Origin of the sequence: Pseudomonas sp. Ps21-P2, assembly GCF_039672565.1 — a bacterium.
Classification (GTDB): Bacteria; Pseudomonadota; Gammaproteobacteria; order Pseudomonadales; family Pseudomonadaceae; genus Aquipseudomonas.
In genome coordinates, this window is sequence record NZ_JBDFPL010000008.1 from 323788 (window position 1) to 345864 (window position 22077).

Sequence of the window (22077 nt, forward strand, 5' to 3'; positions counted from 1 at the left end):
TTAAAGCTGATACGACGCCTTGTATACCTTCAGAGTATCCAGCCGCTCCCGCTTAAGCGCCTCGCCCAGTTGCTGGCCCTGAAAACCCTTCTCCAGCAGCGGTTGCACTGCCACTTGCCGCGCCGCTTCGGCAGCGCCGCGCAGATACTCGGCCTGCGGATACGTGCGCTGCTCAAGCCCCTTGCGGCCTCGGGCGTCCATTTCGCAGGCAGCGATAAACTCCTCGAAGCGCTGCGGGCGGCGATACACGTCAAAGCTCTGCAGCAGATCCAGCAATGTCGAAGGCTTCAGCTCCAACGCGCGATGACCATGGGTGTGATATTCGCCCACCAGCAGCGCCAGTTCCTGACAGTCCCTCGGCACTTTGAAACGCTGGTTCATTGCCTTGATCGCTTTGAGTCCCTTGTGCTCATGGGCGATATGGCGCGGCCAGTCCTCTTGCGGCGTGAGGCCCTTGCCCAAGTCGTGCAGCAAGCAAGCCCAGCGAACGCTTAGTGGCTGGCGGTGCAGGGCGGACTGATGCAACACGCTGAGAACGTGCGCACCGGTATCGATTTCAGGGTGATGGGCTTCCGGCTGAGGCACGCCAAACAGCGCGTCGACTTCTGGCATCAGCACGTTCAGGGCGCCGCATTCGCGCAGGACTTCGATGAACACCTGCGGCTCCCTTTCCATTAGCGCGCGGGAAATTTCCTTCCAGCTGCGCTCCGGTGTCAGCGCTTCCAGTTCACCCGAACCGCTCAGTTGGCGCATCAGTTCGAGGGTTTCCGGGGCGATGGTGAAACCGTCGGGAGCATAGCGCGCAGCAAATCGGGCCACGCGCAGGACGCGCAGTGGATCTTCGGCGAACGCGGGGGAAACGTGACGTAATACTCGGGCTTCAAGGTCCTGCTGACCGTGATAGGGATCAGTAAGTTGTCCATTCTTGTCTTCGGCAATGGCATTGATGGTCAGGTCGCGGCGGATCAGGTCTTGCTCCAGCGTGACGTCCGGGTGGGCGTGAAAAATAAAGCCGCCGTAGCCTTTGCCGGTCTTGCGTTCGGTGCGGGCCAGTGCGTACTCCTCACCGGTCAGCGGATGCAGGAAAACGGGAAAATCCGTTCCCACCGGGCGGTAGCCCTTGACCAGCATCTCTTCGGTCGACGCACCCACTACTACCCAGTCAATGTCAGTGACCGGTTTGCCAAGCAGGCGATCGCGTACCGCGCCGCCAACTTTATAAATCTGCATAAAAAAGCCTCCGTGAGGGCGACAGGATAAACCTTAAGTCGCGATCGCGGAGGCTGGAAACGCTCAGGGTTTATAAGTGGACGACCGCCAGGTCCAGCCGGGGATATTCACTGTCAGCGTGTTCGCTTCTCGGCGGCACATGGTGGACTTTCATCACCTGGTCGCCTTGCAGCGTTTCCAGATGGATATCAAAACCCCACAACCGATGCAGGTGTTTCAGCACCTCATCCGTCGAATCGCCCAAGGGTTTGCGGTCGTGCTGTTGATGACGCAGGGTCAGGGAACGGTCGCCGCGGCGGTCGATGCTGTAGATCTGCACGTTGGGTTCGCGGTTGCCGAGGTTGTATTGCGCGGCGAGGGTTTCACGAATCACCTTGTAGCCGGTTTCATCGTGGATGGCGGGCACGAGAAGATCGTCCTTTTGATCATCGTCCAGAATGCTGAACAACTTCAGGTCACGGATCACCTTGGGCGACAGGTACTGCAGGATGAAGCTCTCGTCCTTGAAGCTGCTCATCGCAAACTTCACCGCGGTCAGCCAGTCGGTGCCGGCCAGATCGGGAAACCAGTGGCGGTCTTCCTCGGTCGGGTGCTCGCACATCCGCCGGATGTCCTGATACATGGCAAAGCCCAGCGTGTAGGGATTGATACCGCTGTAGTAGGGACTGTCGAAGCCCGGCTGGTAGACGACACTGGTATGAGAGGTCAGGAATTCGAGCATGAAACCGTCAGTCACCAGCCCCTCGTCGTACAGATCGTTCATCAGCGTGTAATGCCAGAACGTCGCCCAGCCCTCGTTCATCACTTGGGTTTGACGCTGCGGGTAGAAATACTGGGCGATCTTGCGCACGATACGCACCACTTCACGCTGCCAGGGCTCCAGCAATGGGGCGTGCTTTTCGATGAAGTAAAGGATGTTTTCCTGGGGCTCGGCGGGGAAGCGCGAGAAGTCCTCTTTGTCGTTCTTGCTCGCACTTTTCGGAATCGTACGCCACAGATCGTTGATCTGCTTCTGCAGGTGCTCTTCCCGGTCCTTCATGCGGCGGCGTTCTTCCTCCGCCGAAATCGGATAGGGCCGCTTGTAGCGATCGACGCCGTAGTTCATCAGCGCGTGGCAGGAATCCAGCAGATCCTCGACCGCATCGATCCCGTGGCGCTCTTCGCACTGCATGATGTACTGCTTGGCGAAGACGAGGTAATCGATGATCGAACTGGCGTCGGTCCAGGTGCGGAACAGGTAATTGCCCTTGAAGAAGCTGTTATGCCCATAGCAGGCGTGGGCCACGACCAGCGCCTGCATGCAGATGGTGTTCTCTTCCATCAGATAGGCGATGCACGGATCGGAGTTGATGACGATCTCGTAGGCCAGACCCATCTGGCCTCGCGAGTAGGATTTTTCCGTGCTGAGGAAGTGCTTGCCGTAGGACCAATGGTGATAACCCAAGGGCATGCCGACAGACGCATAGGCGTCCATCATCTGCTCGGCGGTGATCACCTCGATCTGGTTGGGGTAAGTATCCAGCGCATAACGTTCGGCAATGCGGCTGATCTCCCGGTCGTAGGCCTGGATCAGTTCGAACGTCCACTCTGAACCCGTGGAGAGGGGTTGGCGCTTCTGCTCTCTAGCGGTCATGTCACTAACCTGCGCTGGAAGAGTTCACGGAACACCGGATAGATATCACCGGCAGAGACCAGCTGCTGCTGGGCGAACGTGTCGGCGAAGGCTTCGCCGATGCGCTCGTATTCGAACCACAGCGCCTGATGCTCGCGCGGGGTAATTTCGACGTAGGTGTAGTACTGCACGAACGGCATGATCTGTTTGATCAGGATATCGCGGCAAATGGGCGAGTCATCGTTCCAGTTGTCGCCGTCCGAGGCCTGGGCTGCGTAGATATTCCATTCGTTGGTGGGGTAGCGCTCCGCCATGATTTCCTGCATCAGCTTCAATGCGCTGGAAACGATGGTGCCGCCGGTTTCCCGTGAATAGAAAAACTCCTCTTCGTCGACTTCCCGCGCACTGGTGTGGTGGCGGATGAAGACGACTTCGATCTTGTCGTAGTTACGCTTGAGGAACAGATACAGCAGGATGAAAAAGCGCTTGGCGATGTCCTTGGTGGCCTGGGTCATCGACCCGGAAACGTCCATCAGACAGAACATCACGGCTTTGGAGCTGGGGTTCGGCTGTTTGACCAGCAGGTTGTATTTGAGGTCGAAGGTGTCCAGATACGGGACGCGACGGATGCGCGCTTGAAGTTTTGCGGCCTCGATTTCCAGTTCCTGGATATCGCCGAAGTTGTCGGGCTCCTCGATCCTCAGGCGTTCCAGCTCAGCCTGCACTTGGCGCAGCTTGGCCCTGCTGCTGCCGGACAGCGCGATACGCCGCGCATGTGCCGAGCGCAATGTGCGGATGATGTTGATGCGTGACGGGTTGCCTTCGTTACTGATGCCCGCGCGAACGGTCTTGAACGTGTCAGTGCCGCTCAGGTTGCGCTTGACCAGATTGGGCAGCTCCAGGTCCTCGAACATGAATTCGAGAAATTCTTCCTGAGTGATCTGGAACACGAACTCATCCATGCCCTCGCCGGAGTTGCCCGCCTTGCCAGGCCCTTTGCCACCGCCGCCACCTTGCGGGCGTGCAATGTGCTCACCGGTGGTGAACTCCTTGTTACCCGGATGAACAACCGTTTGCTTGCCGCCGCGACCATGGTGCAACACCGGTTCGTCGATATCCCGCCCCGGAATACTGATCTGTTCGCCGTGCTCCATATCGGTAATGGAGCGCCGGCTGACGGCTTCTTCAACTGCCTTCTTGATGTGGTCACGATAACGGCGAAGAAAGCGCTGCCGATTCACCGTGCTCTTGTTCTTCCCATTGAGACGTCGGTCGATCACATAGCTCATAGGCCCCTCCGGGGAGCTTCAAGTTGTGAGCCGCAAGCTGCGAGTAGAGGCGGTTATCCGGATAGCAGATGACGCGCTTTCTTCCTGCAGCCTGTGGCTTGACGCTTGCAGCTGCCTTACTGCGATTTCCGGACCCGTAGGTACCATTCGGAAAGAAGCCTTACCTGTTTATCGGTGTAGCCCCGCTCGACCATTCGTGTGACAAAGTCGTTGTGCTTCTGCTGGTCCTCTTTGCTGGCTTTGGCGTTGAAACTGATGACAGGCAGCAGGTCTTCGGTGTTCGAGAACATTTTCTTCTCGATCACCACCCGCAGCTTCTCGTAGCTCAGCCAGGTCGGGTTCTTGCCGTTGTTGTTGGCGCGGGCTCGCAGCACGAAGTTGACGATCTCGTTGCGGAAGTCTTTCGGGTTACTGATGCCAGCCGGTTTTTCGATCTTCTCCAGTTCCTCGTTCAACGCCACGCGATTAAGGATCTCGCCGGTCTCCGGATCACGGTATTCCTGATCCTGAATCCAGAAGTCCGCGTACAGCACGTAGCGGTCAAAAATGTTTTGGCCGTACTCGCTGTAGGACTCGAGGTACGCAGTCTGGATTTCCTTGCCGATGAACTCGATGTAGCGCGGCGCCAGGTATTCCTTGATGAAGCGCAGATACCGCTCGCGGGTTTCGGCCTGGAACTGCTCCTGCTCGATCTGTTGCTCCAGCACGTACAGCAAATGGACCGGGTTGGCGGCGATCTCATGGGGGTCGAAGTTGAAAACCTTCGACAAGATCTTGAACGCGAACCGGGTCGAGAGTCCGTTCATGCCTTCGTCGACACCGGCGCTGTCGCGGTATTCCTGAATCGACTTGGCTTTTGGATCGGTGTCCTTGAGGTTCTCGCCGTCGTAGACCCTCATCTTGGAATAGATGTTGGAGTTGTCCGGCTCTTTAAGCCGCGACAGCACGGTGAACTGCGCGAGCATTTTCAGCGTGTCCGGCGCGCAGTGGGCTTTGGCCAGCGAGCTGTTGAACAGCAGCTTGTCGTAAATCTTGATCTCGTCACTGACCCGCAGGCAGTACGGCACCTTCACGATGTAAATCCGGTCGATGAAGGCTTCGTTGTTCTTGTTGTTGCGGAAGCTGTGCCATTCCGATTCGTTGGAGTGGGCCAGCAAAATACCGGTGAACGGAATCGCGCCCAGGCCTTCGGTACTGTTGTAGTTACCTTCCTGGGTGGCGGTCAGCAATGGGTGAAGCACCTTGATCGGCGCCTTGAACATTTCCACGAATTCCATCAGGCCCTGGTTGGCCCGGCACAGCGCGCCCGAATAGCTGTAAGCGTCGGCGTCGTTCTGTGGGTATTCCTCGAGCTTGCGGATATCGACCTTACCCACCAGCGCCGAGATGTCCTGGTTGTTCTCGTCACCGGGCTCGGTTTTGGCGACGGCGATCTGGTTGAGAATGGAAGGGTAGAGTTTCACCACTTTGAACTGACTGATGTCGCCGCCGAATTCGGCCAGTCGTTTGGTCGCCCATGGCGACATGATGGTGTTCAGGTACCGGCGCGGGATGCCGTAGTCCTCTTCGAGGATCGTCCCGTCTTCGGTGGGTTTGAACAGGCCCAAAGGGGATTCGAAAACCGGGGACCCTTTGATGGCGTAGAACGGTACTTTTTCGACCAGCGTTTTGAGTTTTTCAGCCAGGGACGACTTGCCGCCGCCTACCGGGCCGAGCAGGTAAAGGATCTGTTTCTTCTCTTCCAGGCCTTGGGCGGCGTGGCGGAAGTACGAGACGATTTGCTCGATGCAGTCCTCCATGCCATGGAAATCCTCGAACGCCGGATAGCGCCGAATGACCTTGTTGGAGAAGATTCTGGACAGCCTGGAATTAGTCGACGTGTCGAACAACTCAGGCTCACCGATGGCCATCAGCAGACGTTCTGCGGCGGAAGCGTATGCGCTGCGATCGGTTTTGCAGAGCTCGAGATACTCCTGTAGCGAGAGCTCTTCCTGCCGTGTCGATTCAAAGCGTTGTTGGAAGTGGCTAAAAATACTCATGACGTCACCTCGCTCGATACGTGGAGCCGGCGGCGGATCGTCAGTTGATGCTGGATGGAAGCCGATCACGCGGCTGCCATTACCCCCCAAACACCATAAAAGTAGCTACCGATGACCCACGCGCCGGTGTACCGGCTCTCCCCTGATTCGGATGGCCTGAGGCTAAGAGTAGTTCGGATTCGGGCACAGAAAGAAGCGATGGAGATGAACAGGGCATACCCGTTCGTCAGATGAGGGCGCGAGCCCGCGTAGGACGCGGGATAGCGGCCAGCAAAAATATTTTTCGATCAGCCTTGCGTGGTTTCAGCAGGGAATTGGGTTTTCCACAACTCGAAACCGCCATCCATGCTGTAGACCTCGGAGAAGCCCTGACCTACAAGATAGGCCGCTGCGCTCTGACTGGAGTTGCCGTGATAGCAGAGGACGACCAACGGTTTATCCAGATCGGCCTGACGGATGAAGTCGGCGATGGAGTGATTATCGAGATGATGGGAATCCGGAATGTGCTGGGACGCGTAGGTCTGCGCGTCACGTACGTCCACCAGTACCGCGCCTTGTTCGCGCAGGGCATGGACTTGTTCGGGTGAAATGCGTTTGAAGTCAGTCATGGCTCGGGCTCCTGGGCCGTCGGGTCCTCGAACGGTCGAGAACGTAGTGAGATCTTTACTGCTGCAGCGGAATTGGCTCGCTGAGGGGGGTTAGCGCAGGGGCGGGTACCTTTGCGTCGCCGCGCTCGTCGCAGTCGCAACGGATCAGCGCGCGAGTGTCGACGTTGAGCAGCGTCATGGCGCCGCCCCAGACACAACCCGTGTCCAGCGCATACACCCCGGGCTCGTCACATCGGCCTTCAAGTGCGGCCCAGTGACCAAAAATGATACCGACGCCTTTGGTCTTGCGCTCCTTGTGCTTGAACCACGGCGCGTAACCCGCCGGCGCACTGTCGAGGCCTTCTTTGCTCTTGAGGTCGAGCTTGCCATCGCTGGTGCAAAAACGCATGCGCGTGAAGTAGTTTGTGATCACCCGCAGCCGGGTGACGCCCTGGAGGTCTTTGTCCCACTTGGCAGGCTCGTTGCCGTACATGCCGTCGAGAAAAGGCTCGAAGCGATTGTCATCGCGCAATGCCTGTTCCACCTCTTCGGCGCAGCGCAGAGCTTTCTTCAGCGTCCATTGCGGCGGAATCCCTGCGTGCACCAGTGCGATGTCGCGTTCGTCGTCGTAATGCATCAGCTTCTGTTGGCGCAACCAGTCGAGCAGCACGACGGCGTCTGGCGCTTCCAGAATCTCCCGCAGCGTGTCGCCTTTCTTCAAGCGCTCGATATTGCGGCCGGCCGCCAGCAGGTGCAGGTCGTGATTGCCCAGCACGCAGACGATCGAGTCGCGCATGGCGTAGAGATAGCGCAGGGTTTCCAGTGACTGTGGACCTCGGTTGACGAGGTCGCCGACCAGCCAGAGCGTGTCTTTGCCGGGCTCGAATGCAACGCGTTCGAGCAGGCACTTCAGCGGTTCAAGGCAGCCTTGCAGGTCGCCGACTGCGTAGACCGCCATCAGTGAAGCGCCCCCGGGACGGCCAGACGGAACGGAGCGATGACAGCATCGAAGCGCTTGCCGTCTTCGGCGAGCATTTGATAAGTGCCCTGCATGTTGCCCACCTTGGTGGTCATCACGGTGCCGCTGGTGTAGGTGTGGCTTTGTCCCGGCTGGATCAGCGGCTGCTGTCCCACAACGCCGTCGCCGCGCACTTCTTCAACCTGACCGTCGCCGTCGGTAATCACCCAATGGCGTGACAGCAACTTGGCTGGCAACTCGCCGTTGTTCTGCACGGTGATGGTGTAGGCGAAGGCGAAGCGGTTTTGCTCAGGCTGAGACTGTTCGGCTAGGAATCGGGTCTCGACGCTGACGTCGACCTGGTAACGAGAATCAGACATGCAAGAGGCCTTAGAAGCGAAAGCGGAAATAGCCGGAAGTCGTCCGGTTGGAAATCAGTCTAGGACATGTCACGGATAAAGACCGATGAGGCTTTGACCGGACATGTCCCGAGAAGGTCAGGCGGCGACTGGCTTTTCGCTGAGCTTGTCGGCCAGTCGCACAAACGCCGCCAGATCCAGCTGCTCCGGACGCAGGCTGCCATCGACGCCGGCTTCGGTGATTTCTTCGCTGGTCAGCAGGGCTTTCAGCGTATTGCGCAGGGTCTTGCGGCGCTGGTTGAAGGCCTCGCGGACGACGCGCTCAAGCACGCGGTGATCCTTGGCCGGGTGCGGCAGGGTTTCGTGGGGCACCAGACGAACGATGGCCGAATCGACTTTAGGCGGCGGATTGAACGCGCCGGGACCGACGTTGAACAGATGCTCCACGCGGCAGTGGTACTGAACCATGATCGACAGCCGTCCCCAATCACCGCCGCCAGGACCTGCCGCCAGACGCTCAACCACTTCTTTCTGCAGCATGAAGTGCATGTCGCGGATCAGGTATGCGTTCTGCAGCAGATGAAAAATCAGCGGCGTGGAGATGTTGTACGGCAGGTTGCCAACGACACGGAGGCTGTTGGGTGCGGCGTTCAGGCTGGTGAAGTCGAACTTCAGTGCGTCACCCTGATGCAGACTGAAATTCGGCTTGCTGCCGAACTGATGCATGAGAATCGGCACGAGGTCTTTGTCGAGCTCGACGACGTCCAATTGTGCGCCGCTGTTCAGCAGGCCCTCGGTCAGGGCGCCTTGTCCCGGGCCGATTTCCAGCATGCGGTCCTCGGTCTTGGCCCGAATGGAGCGCAGGATCTTGTCGATCACACCGGCATCGTGCAGGAAGTTCTGGCCAAAACGCTTGCGCGCCTTGTGTTGGAATTGCTCGTTCATGAATGGGTCTCGGCCATCTGATAGGCGGTTTCCAGAGCGAGCCTGAGGCTGCCGGTGTCAATCTTGCCGGTGCCCGCCAGATCCAGCGCCGTGCCGTGATCGACGGAGGTGCGAATGATCGGCAGGCCCAGCGTGATGTTGACGGCGGCGCCGAAGCCTTTGTACTTCAGCACGGGCAGGCCCTGGTCGTGGTACATCGCCAGCACTGCGTCGCAGTGCTCCAGATATTTGGGGGTGAAGAGCGTGTCGGCAGGCAGCGGGCCATGTAAATCCAGGCCCTCGCTGCGCAGACGCGCCAGAGTAGGTTCAATGATGTCGATTTCTTCGCGGCCCAGGTGACCGCTCTCGCCGGCATGGGGGTTCAGGCCACAGACCAGAATCCGCGGGCGGGCGATACCGAATTTGTTGACCAGATCCGCGTGCAGGATGCGCGTCACGCGCTCCAGCCGTTCAGCGGTGATCGCGTCGGCGACGTCACGCAGGGGCAGGTGAGTGGTCACCAGCGCCACCCGCAGATCACCGGTTGCCAGCATCATCACCACCTGTTCGGTGTGGGTCAGCTCCGCAAGAAATTCAGTGTGCCCGGAGAACGCGATGCCACTGTCGTTGATCACGCCCTTGTGCACCGGCGCTGTGATCATGCCGGCGAAGTGGCCGTCCAGGCAGCCCTGGCCGGCGCGGGTCAGGGTTTCGAGCACGAAGCCGCCGTTGGCTTTGTCGAGCTGGCCGGCAACGACCGGCGCCTGAACGGGGGTGTCCCAGACATACAGACTGCCAGCGGGGGCCGGGACGTCAGGCCAGGCGGCGGGTGTGACGGGGATCAAGCTGACAGCCACACCCAGCCGGGCGGCCCGCTCGGTGAGCAGGTCGCAGCTGGTAATGGCAATCAGGGGATGGGGCTGGGACTGCGCGGCGAGCAGCAGGCAAAGGTCGGGACCGATGCCGGCCGGCTCGCCGGGTGTCAGGGCGAAACGCTGGGGTTTCACTTGGCCGCCTGATCAGCTCCGGGGAGCTTGATCTCGACGTAGGCTTCATCACGGATCTGACGCAGCCAGGTTTGCAGCTCTTCGTCGTACTTGCGGTTACGCAGCACAGTCATCGCCTGTTGCTCACGGGCCTGACTGGTGCTGTCAGTCGAGCGACGGCCGAGGACTTCCAGAACATGCCAGCCGAATTGAGTCTCGAACGGCTTGGACACGACACCCTGAGGTGTCTCGTTCATGACGTCGCGGAACTCCGGAACCAGCGAACGCGGGTCAACCCAGTTCATGTCGCCGCCGTTAAGCGCCGAACCCGGGTCTTCGGAAAAGCTCTTCGCCAGTTCGCCGAAGTCTTCGCCATTCTGGATCCGGTCGTAGATCCGTTGCGCCAGCAGCTTGGTCTCGGCTGGGCTACGGATTTCGCTTGGCTTGATCAGGATGTGACGAACGTGGACTTCGTCGCGCATCTGGGTCTGAGTCTCGCCGCCGCGTTTTTCCAGCAGCTTGAGAATGATGAAGCCGCCCGGTGTACGCGCAGGAGGGGTGACCTCACCCGGACGCATCGACGACAGCATGTCACCAAACGGAGGCGGCAACTGAGCGGCTTTACGCCAGCCCATGTCACCACCGTCCAGAGCACTTTCACTGGCCGAGGACGCGATCGCCATCTGCTCGAAGTTCGCACCCTGTTGCAGCTTGCCGTAGAGGTCCTTGGCTTTGGCTGCAGCGGCCTGAATTTGATCCGACGTCGCGCTGTCCGGCGTCGGGATCAAGATGTTGGCCAAGTGGAATTCTTCGGAGAACTGAGCCTTGCCCAGGTCGGAAGCGAGGAAGTTCTTCACTTCCTGCTCCGAGACCTGAATACGTTCGGCAACCCGGCGCTGACGCACACGGCTGATGATCATTTCCCGGCGGATCTGCTCACGTGCGCTGGTGTAGGACAGCCCGTCGTGGGTCAGCGCAGCCTTGAACTGGTCAACGCTCATGTTGTTGCGTTGAGCGATGGTCGCAACCGCCTGATTCAGTTCTTCATCGCTGATGCGAATGCCGGAGCGTTCGCCGATCTGGATCTGCAGGTTTTCCAGGATCAGACGATCCAGAACCTGAGACTCCAGCGCGCTGGCAGGCGGAACACCCTGCCCGCGCTTGGCGATGGTTTGCTGAACCTCACGGGTGCGCTGGTCGAGCTGGCTTTGCATGACCACGTCGTTGTCGACGATGGCAACTACCTTGTCGATGGTGCGCACTTCAGCGTGCGCAACAGTACCGATAAGCAGCGCGCCCAGCATCAGCGGGCGCAGACAATCAGAAAGCTTGGTCTTCACGTTCACGATAACCTTGGATGCCTTTGTCGAGGAAGCTTTCAACTTTTTGGCCAACGACGCCGCCAAGTCCCTTCAACACGATTTGTAGGAAGACGCCGCGGTCGCCTTTTTCGTTCTGCGGTATCTCTTGGGTGGACTCGTCATAGTCGACCCAGTACCGGTTGATCAGACGCAGCTTCCAGCAGCAGTTGTCATATTCAAAACCACCAAAGGCTTCGAGGGTACGGTCACGGTTGTAGTCGTACTGCCAGCGAGCGATGGCGCTCCACTGCGGAACCACAGGCCAGATGACCGAGAAGTCATGTTGCTGAATCTTGTAGTAGTCCTTGATGACGGTGCCATCCGGATAGGTGTAGTCACCCCCACCTACGCTCCAGCGACCTGTAGTCTGGTCGTAACGAACCTGGTCGTTGCGATAGCGGTAGCCGGCGTTGATGATCTTGCCCGGCTCGTCTTCAGGCTGGTAGTGAACCATTGCGCTGCCGGAGCGAGTGCTGCGGCTGTCCGGGTCCCAGTTGAAGTCCGACGTCGCCCGCCAGTCGCGGTTGAAGCGATATTCGTATTCCAGTGCGTAAGGCGACACGTCGGACTGGGCGTCCTTGCGGTCTTCGTAGGCAATGCCTGGCAGTTGCACCTTACGGTCGGCGAAATACACCGCCTGACCAATGCTGACACGCTGACGCTCGAAACCGTTGTCTTCGATCCAGCGGTTGGTTACGCCCAGCGACAGCTTGTTCTCGTCACCGATACGGTCGGAGCCGACGAAGCGGTTGTCGCGGAACAGCGAGGCGTAGTTGAACGTGGTTTCACCCGAGTCGAAAATCGGGATATCGGTTTGATCTTTCTCTGGCACGTAGAGGTAGTACGCACGAGGCTCCAGCGTCTGGCGGTAGTTTTTCCCGAACCAGTTGGTGTTGCGATCGAAATACAGGCCGCTGTCGACGCTGAAAATTGGCACGCTGCGGTTTTCGCTGCTGTGATAAGTCTCATCCGCCAGCAACGTGCTCTTGCCCTGCGAGTCCAGGTCCAGATCGTACTGGGTGTAAACGTACTTGAGCTTGGGCGTTACAAAACCGTAGCTGGCAGTCAGCGGCAGGCTGATGGACGGCGCCAAGTTCAGACGATCGCCGTTCGCACGAGCAAGCCCCCGGACGTTGGTGTCCAGACGCGGCGAGGTCACGTCGTCTTCGTTGGTGTAGCCACCGGTTCTCAAATCACGATCAAAGCGAACCAGCTCAGTCTCGTAATCGAACTTGAAGCCTGCAGGCTGGAACGGCAGCGAACCATTCAGCGTGAGCTGAGGCAGGCGGCCATAAGGCGTGATCTGGGTCACGGTGGTCAGCTGATACTGCTGAGCGTTCAGCGTCGCGGTGTAGTTATCACCACGATAGTAGACCGCGCCCTGCTGGTTCAGGTAGTCGTGGGTGCTGACGCCTTCCTGACCGCTTTTCAGGTCCTTGAAGTAGTAAGGATCGCTGACTTTGGTGTAGTCGATCTTGCTGGTCAGACGCGAATCCAGACCACTTCGATCCTGCCAGTTGATCAACCAGCGGGTGTCTTTGTAGTCCGACTGATTTTTGCGATCGTCGTTGTCGTCGTTCAGGTAAGCCGCACCGAACTGACCTTCACTGCTCTTGGTCAGGTAACGGAACTCGCCTTCCAGCAACATGCCGCGCTTGGCCATGTAGGTCGGGTACAACGTGGCGTCGTAGTTCGGCGCCAGGTTGAAGTAGTACGGAGTGAGCAACGAGAAGCCGGTGTCGCTGTCCGTGCCGATGGTCGGTGGCAGGAAGCCGGACTGGCGACGGTCGTCGATCGGGAAATAAATGTAAGGCGTGTAAAGGATCGGAATGTCATGAACGCGCAGTGTGGCGTTGGTGGCAGTACCGAAACCGGTGGCCGGATTCAGGGTGATGTTGTTGCCCTTAACGGTCCACGCGTTGCTGTTCGGTTCGCACGTGGTGTACGTGCCGTCCTTCAAGCGGATGATCGCGTTCTCGGCACGACGAGCGTACAGGGCGTTACCGCGAACGTTGTTTTTGTGCAGCACGTATTCGGCGTTGTCGACTTTGGCTTCGCCGGTGTCGAGCTGGACTTCAGCGTGATCACCGACGATCAGGGCGCCGTTGTCGCGCAGACGGACATCGCCGTTCAGCTCGCCACGGTTCTCGGCCTGATGCAGGCTGGCTTCGTCAGCCTCGACCTGCATGCTGCCCTGACGCAGGACAACATCACCGGCCAGAGTCGCAACCTGCTCTTCCTGCTGATAACGCGAAGCCTTGGCGCCGATGAAGGTCGGTGCGTCGCTCTTCGGCGTCTTGTCGTCCATGCCCGGACGGATGGGTTCGATGTAGGCGCCCGAGCAATACGGACCGGTCTCGGCCAGTTGGGCTGCGGTCAGCTTCTCGCGCGGAACCCAGTCAAGGTGGCTGTAATCGGCGCTGCGCGATTTCAGGCCACGGCCCTTGGCCTCGGTGACCAGCATCGTTTTGGGCACGACTTCGCCATCGGAGGTGGTGGTCGTCTGAGCGCCATCTGCCGTGCTGCTGTTGGACGAAACACTGTTGGCGTCGTGCACGGGGCGCGGAGGCAACTGGGCTGCGTTGGTTTTCGGAGAGCAATCCCATGCACCTGTTGCAGACACCGAGCAGTCATACTGTTCGGCGGCAACCACGTACGGGACGGCCAGGGGTTGCATCGCCAGCAAACTGCCGGTTACGAGCAACGGAAATTTTTTACGAAACGCGGGGGATTTCAATGCCATCTTATTAGTCCGGGCTTCCTGCGCGCCATCTGCCCGCGGGGGGGCCGCACGCCTCTCGATGGGCTGAAAAAGATGTCGGATAATAAAGCATGACCCGCTTGACGGCTAGCGCCGTCGGAGACCCTTGCAATGCCAGATCAAGATGTACGCCTGCAACACCTGAAAGTTTGGCTCGATGAGCAGCTTCCGCGTTTATTTGAGGCCCAGGGCTGGGGCCCGATTCCCCCGGCCACGTTGACTGCCGCCAGTAGCGACGCCAGTTTCCGTCGCTACTTTCGCTGGGAGGGGGAGGGCCGAACTTTTATTGTCATGGACGCGCCGCCGCCCCAGGAAAACTGCAAACCCTTCGTGGATATCGCTCATTTATTGAGCGGGTCGGGCATTAATGTTCCGAAAATTTATGCCGAAGACCTGAATCAGGGCTTTCTTTTGTTGAATGACCTGGGTCGTCAGACCTACCTGGATGTCATCGACGAGGCAAACGCCGATCAGCTGTTCATAGACGCAATCGACGCACTGCTCGCCTACCAGCAACTGCCGATGGACGCGCCGTTGCCGAGTTACGACGTGGCACTGCTGCGCCGCGAGCTGGAGCTGTTTCCCGAGTGGTATGTGAAGCGTCATCTGGGCGTGGAGTTTGACCAGGCCCAGCAGGCCAGTTGGCAGGCAGTCAGCGATCTGCTGATCGAAAGCGCGCTGGCCCAGCCGAAGGTGCTGGTGCACCGCGATTACATGCCGCGCAACCTGATGCTCAGCGAACCGAACCCTGGCGTGCTGGATTTTCAGGACGCGGTGTACGGCCCGGTCACCTACGACATCACCTGCCTGTTCAAGGATGCTTTCCTGAGTTGGCCGGAGGAGCGTGTAGCGGCATGGCTCGAGCTGTACTGGAACAAGGCTGCGACGGCGGGCATCCCGGTGCAGCGCGAATTCGATGAATTCCGGCGTGCCAGTGATTTGATGGGCGTGCAGCGGCATTTGAAGGTGATCGGTATTTTCGCCCGCATCTGCCATCGTGATGGCAAGCCACGCTACGTCGCCGATGTGCCGCGCTTCTTCTCTTATATAGAAGCGGTGTTGGCGCGACGCCCGGAGCTGGTTGAACTGAGTAATCTGCTGACCAGCCTTGGCCATACAAAACCGACACAGGCAAAACCAGCATCTGTTGTGTAACGGAATGGACTGCAATTGAAGAGGGACTGCACGTGAAGATTGTCTTGATGAGGGCCGCATGAAAGCGATGATTCTGGCGGCGGGTAAAGGCGAGCGCCTGCGCCCGTTGACCCTGCACACGCCCAAACCGCTGGTGCGAGCCGGCGGTGTTCCACTGATTGAATATCACCTGCGCGCAATCAAATCGGCCGGATTCGAGAGCGTTGTGATCAACCACGCGTGGTTGGGCCAGCAGATCGAAGATCATGTGGGCGACGGTCACCAGTGGGGTCTGAATATCTCCTACTCCCCTGAGGGCGAACCGCTGGAGACGGGGGGCGGGATCTTTCGTGCGCTGCCGCTTCTGGGCGACGAGCCGTTTCTGGTGGTCAACGGAGACATCTGGGTCGATTTCGATTTCAGCGTGTTGATGAAGCCGCTCAAGGGGCTCGCCCATCTGGTGCTGGTGGACAACCCGCCGCATCACCCCGGCGGGGATTTTGCGCTGGTCGACGGGCAAGTTAACAAAGATGCTGATCAGCCGCGCCTGACCTACAGCGGTATCGCGGTGCTGCATCCGCAACTTTTCGCGGGCTGCACCGAAGGCGCGTTCAAGCTGGCGCCTCTGTTGCGTGACGCCATGGCGAAAGGCCTGGTGACGGGCGAACGTTTTGCCGGCCGCTGGGTGGATGTCGGTACCCATGAACGACTGGCCGAAGTCGAGCAGTTGCTTGCGGTGAAGCCCTAGATGCTGTGGCCATTCACGGTGGTCGGCGGTGGCGTCGGGTATCTGATTGCCAGTATTCCCGGCGCCATGCTCGGCGCGCTTCTGGGGCAGGCGCTTGATCGGCGGCTGCATTTCCGGAGCTGGGCGGAGATGCGCGAGCGTGCCAATGGCCGCACCGTGCCGCGCGACGACGAGCTTATTTTCATTCTGCTGGGGCGTCTGGCGAAGAGCGATGGCCGTGTGGTCGACGGGCACATTCAGCAGGCGCGCGTGGAAATGCGCCGACTGGACCTCAGCGAGGCGGCGCAGCGTCGGGCGATTCAGGCGTTCAATCGGGGCAAGGACGGGCGCGACAATTTGCGCGTTCACCTCACGCGCCTGAAAAGCCAGCCCCATGCGGCGGAGGGTTTGTTGCGTGCCTGTTGGCGCATGGCGTGGGCGGATGGCAGGGCGTCGCGCACTGAGCGCGAATTGATTGTGCAGTGGGGCAAATGGCTGGGCTGGCCGGCGGGCAAAGTCGAAGGCTTGTCATCGACCGAAGACGAGCAGCGTTCGCGGGGTGCTCCCGCCAGCAGTGGCGGCGAGTTTCAGGACGCGCTGCGTTTGCTGGGCGTGAAAGCGGATGCGGAACCAGCGCAGATCAAGCGCGCCTACCGTCGATTGCTCAGTCGCCATCACCCGGACAAGATCGCTGGCAGTGGCGCCAATCAGATACAGGTTCGTGATGCCACCGAGAAAACCCGCGAGCTGCACCATGCCTACGCGGTCATTCGCGATCGGCGCGGATTTCGCTGAGGCTCTGGGTCTGGATGCTGCCCACAGCACGGGCAGCGTCGAAGGCGGTAATGGTTACTTTGCGGCGTCACCCTCCAGCCAACCCCGAACGCGACGAAACAATTGATCTTGCTCCATCGCGGGATTGCCGGGAATGGCGCTCAACGCCACTTGGGTGAACCTGGCGTTCTTGTTTCGTTTGCTGGCATCCAGGCGGTCTTGTGCCTGCTGACGCGGCACCGAACGGTCCTTGTTGACGAAGTCGGCCGTCGGGACTTTCAGCGTGGGCAGCAGCGCCATCAGCGACGGCGTTTCCTTGCCGGTGTCCACGGCCGTGACCATGACCAGGCGTTGAACGGCTGGCGAGGGCCGCTCGCTCATGTAACGCGCCGCCCAATAAGCGCCGCTGCCATGGCCGAGGAGGACGATGCTCCGGGCTTTGTTCTGCTGGGCGAAGGTCACGGCGCTGTCGATCCGGGTAAAGATTTTCTCGGCGCTGGCCTTGGCCATCTCGGCTTGGGCAGCTGCCTGTTCGGCGGCCGCTGCGGCCTCCGCTTCAGCAGTGGCTGCAGGATCCGGTGCCTTGACCGGCGCGTCCTTGGGTTTATCACCCGTAGAGGCCGCAGCCGGAGCATCCGCAGCGCGCGCGAATACGCCGTCATTGTGAGCGTCCGGCATGCTCAGACTGAGGCTGGACCACCCGACGTCCGGCAACTTGCGGCGCAACGGTGCCACCGCAGTCGGCCAGTCTGCTGACTCATCGGCCCCCGGCACGATGATCACCGCGCCTTTGGGCTCGTCGACATTCGCCGGTTTCCACAACGCCAGAAACGTCTCGTCGCCCGCCTGCAACTGCTGTTGCTCGGCTTGTGGCACCTGACGCTCCAGCGCCAGGGTGTCTTCTTCAGTGCGCGACGGCAATGCCGCTCGCTCGACTGGCGCTTCAGCAGGCTTGGCGTCTTTGTCCGGCGCCGGATCCGCAGCCATGACGAGCGACGAGCAAGGTAGTATCAGCGTCAGGCACAGCGCAGGAAAGAGTGCGCGAAGGGTGTAGGACATCGAATATTCCAAAGGCCAGAAACAATTCCGGCAGACTAATGGGTTGACGGCGGTTTGTCAGGCCAGGCAATCGCCGCGTCTCAGCGAGCGACAGACACAGAGCATGATCGGCATGGGATTCAGGGAAATGGAGACGACAGTTTGAGAATCCGTGCGCTGTGCCTTCGGGTTATCGGCGATACCCGCGCGCTCTTGATCGGCCTGATGCTGATCGTGTTGCCAATGTCGCACTACGCCGTCGCCTCGCCCACGCAGGCCGACCCCTTGAGCCGCGAGCAGCGTGACTGGTTGACTCAGCGCGGGCAGTTGCGCGTGGGGCTCGTCCTTCAAACGCCTTACGCCCAGCTCGATCGTCGTGCGCAGCAGTTGTCCGGCGCGAACGTCGACCTCATTAATCTCATGGCGAAGACCCTTCAGGTGGAGCTGCTGTGGCGCAGTTATGCCGATCAGGGCGAGCTCGAAAAAGCCTTGGCCGACGGCCAGATCGACTTCGCGCCGGGCCTGACCCAGACGCCCGCCGGCTTGCGCCTGTGGCTGTATTCCGATCCGTACATGCGCGTTCCGCAACTGATCGTTGGCGAACGTGACGGCGCCGGCGCGGTGGATCTGGAGAAGCTCGACGGCCAGGTGCGCGTCGCTGTGCGCATGCCCAGCGCCACCGCTGACTACCTGCGCAGCAATTACACCCACCTCAATCTGCAAGGCGTGCCGCTGGAGCGTCAGGCGTTGCAGCTCTTGCTCAGTCAGCAGGCGCGATACGCCGTGATCGATGAGGCGCAACTCAGCCGTCTGTCCCGCGAAGCCGAGTTTGCCGGGCTCGCCGTGGTTGGCGACATTGGCTTCCCGCAGCTGCTGCGCGTGGCCTCCCGACGTGACACGCCGCAGCTCGCCGAGATTATCAGCCAGGCATTGAGCGCCGTTCCGGCCCGGGATCTCGAACAACTGCATACGCAGTGGCTTCAACCCAAATACCCGCAGATCAGTGAATCGCCGGGGCTGTGGAAGAACATCGCGCTGCTGCTGTTGGTCCTGCTCCTCGCCAGCGCGGCGATTGTTTACTGGCAGCGCAAACAACAGCAGCAACTGGAGAAACAATTACTCGCCGCCCGGGATGACATCGCCAGGCGTCTGGCAGGGGAGGAGGCATTGCGGCTGGCGCAGTTCTCCATCGATCAGAGCACCGTCGGCATTCTCTGGGTCAATTGGGACAGCCACGTGCGCTACGCCAATCAGGCCGCCGAAACCATGTTGGGTTATGCGCCGGGTGGAGTGGTGGACCGGCCGCTGATTGATTTCGAGCCGGGGCTGAACATGGATCGCTGGCTCAATCTGTGGAAAACCGCGCGCTCCAGCGAGGAAGGGCCGCAGAACTACGAAAGCAATTGCGTGCGCGCCGATGGCAGCATCCTGCCTGCCGATGTGTCGCTGAGCTTCCTGCGTTTTCGCGACGCCGAGTACCTGGTGGTGTTCATCACCGACGTGACCGAACGGCGGCGGTCCCTCGCCGCGCTGCAGGAGAGCGAGGCGCGCTTGCAGGTGCTGGCCGAGCAGTTGCGCGAGCTGTCGGCGCACCTGGAAACCGTGCGCGAAGAAGAAAAGGCCCGCATTGCCCGGGAAGTTCACGACGAGCTGGGTCAGATGCTGACCGTGCTCAAGCTGGAAACGTCCATGTGTGAACTGGCCTACGCCGATCTCGACCCTGGCCTGCGTGATCGGTTGAACAGCATGAAGCGCCTGATTGCGCAGTTGTTCCAGTTGGTGCGAGACGTGGCGACCGCGCTGCGGCCACCGATTCTCGATGCAGGCATTGCGTCGGCCATTGAATGGCAGGCCCGGCGCTTCGAAGCACGCACCCAGATTCCGTGCCTGGTGCAGGTGCCGGACAACTTGCCCAGCCTGCCGGACGCAACGGCCATCGGGCTGTTTCGCATTCTTCAGGAGTCGCTGACCAACGTCATGCGCCATGCCGAAGCGCATACGGTCGAGCTGAGCCTGACGCTGAGCGATGGCGTGCTGTGCATGCGCATCGCCGACGACGGCAAGGGTTTCGATCAGCACGCAGAACGTCCGGCGTCGTTCGGCCTGGTGGGCATGCGTGAGCGGGTTCTGATCATGGGCGGGCAATTGCATCTGGACACCTTGCCCGGAGAAGGCACAACCTTGCGCATCCACATTCCGCTGGATCCGGTCGCTGAGGAGCACGTGCATTGATTCGCGTATTGGTTGCCGAAGACCACACGATTGTCCGCGAGGGCATCAAACAGCTGATCGGCCTGGCGAAGGATCTGCAAGTGGTCGGAGAGGCCAGCAATGGCGAGCAGTTGCTGGAGGCTTTGCGCCACATCCCGTGCGAGGTCGTGCTGCTGGATATTTCCATGCCGGGCGTCAATGGCCTGGAGGCGATCCCGAGAATTCGCGCGCTGAACAATCCGCCCGCGATTCTGGTGCTGTCGATGCACGATGAAGCGCAAATGGCCGCGCGGGCCTTGAAGGTCGGCGCCGCCGGCTACGCGACCAAGGACAGCGACCCTGCGTTGCTGCTGACGGCGATCCGGCGGGTGGCTGCGGGCGGGCGTTATATCGACCCGGACCTGGCCGATCGCATGGTGTTTGAGGTCGGTCTGACGGACAGCCGGCCGTTGCACTCATTGTTGTCCGAGCGCGAGTTCTCGGTGTTCGAGCGCCTGGCCCAGGGCGCGAACGTCAACGACATCGCCCAGCAACTGGCGCTGAGCAGCAAGACCATCAGCACCCACAAGGCGCGCCTGATGCAGAAGCTGAAAATCAATTCGCTGGCCGAGCTGGTGAAGTATGCGATGGAGCACAAGTTGGTTTGAATGCGTGTCTAAAAACGACTTCCTGTGGTACTTCGTAAAACGCAATCGCGAGCAAGCTCACTCCTACAGGTTATTGCGATCCCCTGTAGGAGTGAGCTTGCTCGCGAAGACGCCAGACCAAGCCATAAATAACTTCCGGGCCACATACCTATCCCCGCCATCCCTGTAGGGCAATCCCTACCCGAAACCTTCCACCCCACCTAGGTCATTCTCTCTCACGCCCCGATTTGCGCGGCCTTCAGGCTCATCTATGTTTGATCCCTACGGTGGATCAAACAAAGGTGTGGGCAATGAGCAACGTCGATTCAAGCGCTGGGGCGAGTGATGTTCTGGTCAGCTTTCGCGGTGTGCAAAAGAGCTACGACGGCGAAGCCCTGATCGTCAAAGACCTCAACCTGGATATTTGCAAAGGCGAATTCCTCACCCTGCTCGGGCCGTCCGGCTCCGGCAAAACCACCAGCCTGATGATGCTCGCCGGGTTCGAGACGCCCACCGCTGGCGAGATTTTGCTGGCCGGCCGCTCGATCAACAATGTGCCGCCGCACAAGCGCGACATCGGCATGGTGTTCCAGAACTACGCGCTGTTCCCGCACATGACGGTCGCTGAGAACCTCGCGTTCCCGCTGTCGGTGCGCGGCATGAGCAAGACCGACGTGGCCGAAAAGGTCAAACGTGCCCTCGACATGGTCCAGCTCGGCACCTTCGCCCATCGCTACCCCGCGCAGTTGTCGGGTGGCCAGCAGCAACGGGTGGCACTGGCCCGCGCGCTGGTGTTCGAGCCGCAGCTGGTGCTGATGGACGAACCCCTCGGTGCGCTCGACAAGCAACTGCGCGAGCACATGCAGATGGAAATCAAACATCTGCACCAGCGACTGGGCGTGACCGTCGTTTACGTCACCCACGATCAGGGCGAAGCGCTGACCATGTCCGACCGCGTCGCGGTGTTCCACCAAGGCGAGATCCAGCAAATCGCCCCGCCGCGCACCCTCTACGAAGAGCCGAAAAACACCTTCGTCGCGAACTTCATCGGCGAGAACAACCGCATCAACGGCACCTTGCTCAGCCAGAGCGGCGACCGTTGTGTAGTGGGCCTGGCACGCGGCGAAAAAGTCGAAGCGCTGGCGATCAACGTCGGCGCCACCGGCAGCCCGGTCACGCTCTCTATTCGTCCCGAGCGCGTAAACCTCAACGGCCGCAGCGAGAGTTGCGTCAACCGCTTCTCCGGCCGTGTTGCCGAATTCATCTACCTGGGCGACCACGTGCGAGTGCGCCTGGAAGTGGCCGGTAAAACCGATTTCTTCGTCAAGCAGCCCATCGCCGAGCTGGATCCGGCGTTGAGCGTTGGCGATGTCGTGCCCATCGGATGGCAGGTCGAGCACGCGCGCGCGCTGGACCCGTTGCTGGATGCACATTGATACACCCGCGTTACGCGTCAACCGA

18 protein-coding genes are annotated in these 22077 nt (G+C 60.1%); 6 read left to right on the top strand and 12 right to left on the bottom strand.

What is annotated here, in order from left to right:
- The 11 genes from ABEH28_RS21285 to ABEH28_RS21335 form a co-directional block, all read right to left on the bottom strand.
- Nucleotides 1-1230 carry a multifunctional CCA addition/repair protein gene (locus ABEH28_RS21285; protein WP_346631009.1) on the bottom strand — a complete coding sequence of 410 codons (1230 nt, stop codon included), beginning with the start codon at nucleotides 1228-1230 and terminating at the stop codon, nucleotides 1-3.
- A 70-nt stretch (nucleotides 1231-1300) separates the two neighbouring features.
- Entirely contained in the window at nucleotides 1301-2863 is a 1563-nt protein-coding gene (locus ABEH28_RS21290; protein ID WP_133775468.1) for a SpoVR family protein, read from the bottom strand.
- Nucleotides 2860-4131 (bottom strand): YeaH/YhbH family protein, encoded by a 1272-nt coding sequence (locus ABEH28_RS21295; RefSeq protein ID WP_074886967.1) that lies wholly within the window; start codon nucleotides 4129-4131, stop codon nucleotides 2860-2862. The genes ABEH28_RS21290 and ABEH28_RS21295 overlap by 4 nt, the downstream gene beginning before the upstream one ends.
- A 116-nt stretch (nucleotides 4132-4247) precedes the next feature.
- Nucleotides 4248-6170 carry a PrkA family serine protein kinase gene (locus ABEH28_RS21300; RefSeq protein ID WP_192173109.1) on the bottom strand — a complete coding sequence of 641 codons (1923 nt, stop codon included), beginning with the start codon at nucleotides 6168-6170 and terminating at the stop codon, nucleotides 4248-4250.
- Nucleotides 6171-6457: 287 nt separating this feature from the next.
- The gene (glpE, locus tag ABEH28_RS21305; RefSeq protein WP_192173108.1) at nucleotides 6458-6778 is read right to left on the bottom strand and encodes a thiosulfate sulfurtransferase GlpE; all 321 of its coding nucleotides are present in this window, start codon (nucleotides 6776-6778) and stop codon (nucleotides 6458-6460) included.
- 55 nt (nucleotides 6779-6833) lie between these two features.
- Entirely contained in the window at nucleotides 6834-7715 is an 882-nt protein-coding gene (locus ABEH28_RS21310) for a symmetrical bis(5'-nucleosyl)-tetraphosphatase (RefSeq protein ID WP_346631010.1), read from the bottom strand.
- Nucleotides 7715-8095, bottom strand: a complete 381-nt coding sequence (apaG, locus tag ABEH28_RS21315; RefSeq protein ID WP_192173106.1) for a Co2+/Mg2+ efflux protein ApaG — start codon at nucleotides 8093-8095, stop codon at nucleotides 7715-7717. The genes ABEH28_RS21310 and apaG overlap by 1 nt, the downstream gene beginning before the upstream one ends.
- 117 nt (nucleotides 8096-8212) lie before the next feature.
- Nucleotides 8213-9019, bottom strand: coding sequence for a 16S rRNA (adenine(1518)-N(6)/adenine(1519)-N(6))-dimethyltransferase RsmA (rsmA, locus tag ABEH28_RS21320; RefSeq protein WP_192173105.1), 807 nt, complete (start codon nucleotides 9017-9019; stop codon nucleotides 8213-8215).
- The gene (gene pdxA, locus ABEH28_RS21325; RefSeq protein WP_346631011.1) at nucleotides 9016-10005 is read right to left on the bottom strand and encodes a 4-hydroxythreonine-4-phosphate dehydrogenase PdxA; all 990 of its coding nucleotides are present in this window, start codon (nucleotides 10003-10005) and stop codon (nucleotides 9016-9018) included. The genes rsmA and pdxA overlap by 4 nt, the downstream gene beginning before the upstream one ends.
- Nucleotides 10002-11324, bottom strand: coding sequence for a peptidylprolyl isomerase (locus tag ABEH28_RS21330; protein ID WP_192173103.1), 1323 nt, complete (start codon nucleotides 11322-11324; stop codon nucleotides 10002-10004). The genes pdxA and ABEH28_RS21330 overlap by 4 nt, the downstream gene beginning before the upstream one ends.
- Nucleotides 11305-14088 carry an LPS-assembly protein LptD gene (locus ABEH28_RS21335; RefSeq protein WP_192173102.1) on the bottom strand — a complete coding sequence of 928 codons (2784 nt, stop codon included), beginning with the start codon at nucleotides 14086-14088 and terminating at the stop codon, nucleotides 11305-11307. The genes ABEH28_RS21330 and ABEH28_RS21335 overlap by 20 nt, the downstream gene beginning before the upstream one ends.
- 129 nt (nucleotides 14089-14217) lie before the next feature.
- Between ABEH28_RS21335 and ABEH28_RS21340 the strand changes: the two genes are divergently transcribed.
- From ABEH28_RS21340 to ABEH28_RS21350, 3 genes are read left to right on the top strand one after another with little or no spacing between them, the layout of a single operon-like run.
- The gene (locus ABEH28_RS21340) at nucleotides 14218-15261 is read left to right on the top strand and encodes a phosphotransferase (protein ID WP_346631012.1); all 1044 of its coding nucleotides are present in this window, start codon (nucleotides 14218-14220) and stop codon (nucleotides 15259-15261) included.
- Between the two features lie 58 nt (nucleotides 15262-15319).
- Nucleotides 15320-15988, top strand: coding sequence for an N-acetylmuramate alpha-1-phosphate uridylyltransferase MurU (gene murU, locus ABEH28_RS21345; RefSeq protein WP_346631013.1), 669 nt, complete (start codon nucleotides 15320-15322; stop codon nucleotides 15986-15988).
- Nucleotides 15989-16762 carry a DnaJ domain-containing protein gene (locus ABEH28_RS21350; RefSeq protein ID WP_346627143.1) on the top strand — a complete coding sequence of 258 codons (774 nt, stop codon included), beginning with the start codon at nucleotides 15989-15991 and terminating at the stop codon, nucleotides 16760-16762. It abuts the gene before it with no gap.
- A 54-nt stretch (nucleotides 16763-16816) separates the two neighbouring features.
- Here the strand turns inward: ABEH28_RS21350 and ABEH28_RS21355 are convergent, their stop codons facing one another.
- Nucleotides 16817-17800 carry an alpha/beta hydrolase family protein gene (locus ABEH28_RS21355; RefSeq protein ID WP_192173098.1) on the bottom strand — a complete coding sequence of 328 codons (984 nt, stop codon included), beginning with the start codon at nucleotides 17798-17800 and terminating at the stop codon, nucleotides 16817-16819.
- A 204-nt stretch (nucleotides 17801-18004) separates the two neighbouring features.
- On the opposite strand from ABEH28_RS21355, the gene ABEH28_RS21360 reads away from it, so the two are divergent.
- From ABEH28_RS21360 to ABEH28_RS21370, 3 genes are all read left to right on the top strand, one after another.
- Nucleotides 18005-20011, top strand: a complete 2007-nt coding sequence (locus tag ABEH28_RS21360) for a transporter substrate-binding domain-containing protein (protein ID WP_346631028.1) — start codon at nucleotides 18005-18007, stop codon at nucleotides 20009-20011.
- A complete protein-coding gene (locus ABEH28_RS21365) occupies nucleotides 20008-20637 on the top strand; it encodes a response regulator transcription factor (protein ID WP_122536572.1) in 630 nt (209 codons plus the stop codon). The genes ABEH28_RS21360 and ABEH28_RS21365 overlap by 4 nt, the downstream gene beginning before the upstream one ends.
- Nucleotides 20638-20927: 290 nt before the next feature.
- Nucleotides 20928-22052, top strand: coding sequence for an ABC transporter ATP-binding protein (locus ABEH28_RS21370; protein WP_192173097.1), 1125 nt, complete (start codon nucleotides 20928-20930; stop codon nucleotides 22050-22052).
- Nucleotides 22053-22077 lie beyond the last annotated feature (25 nt).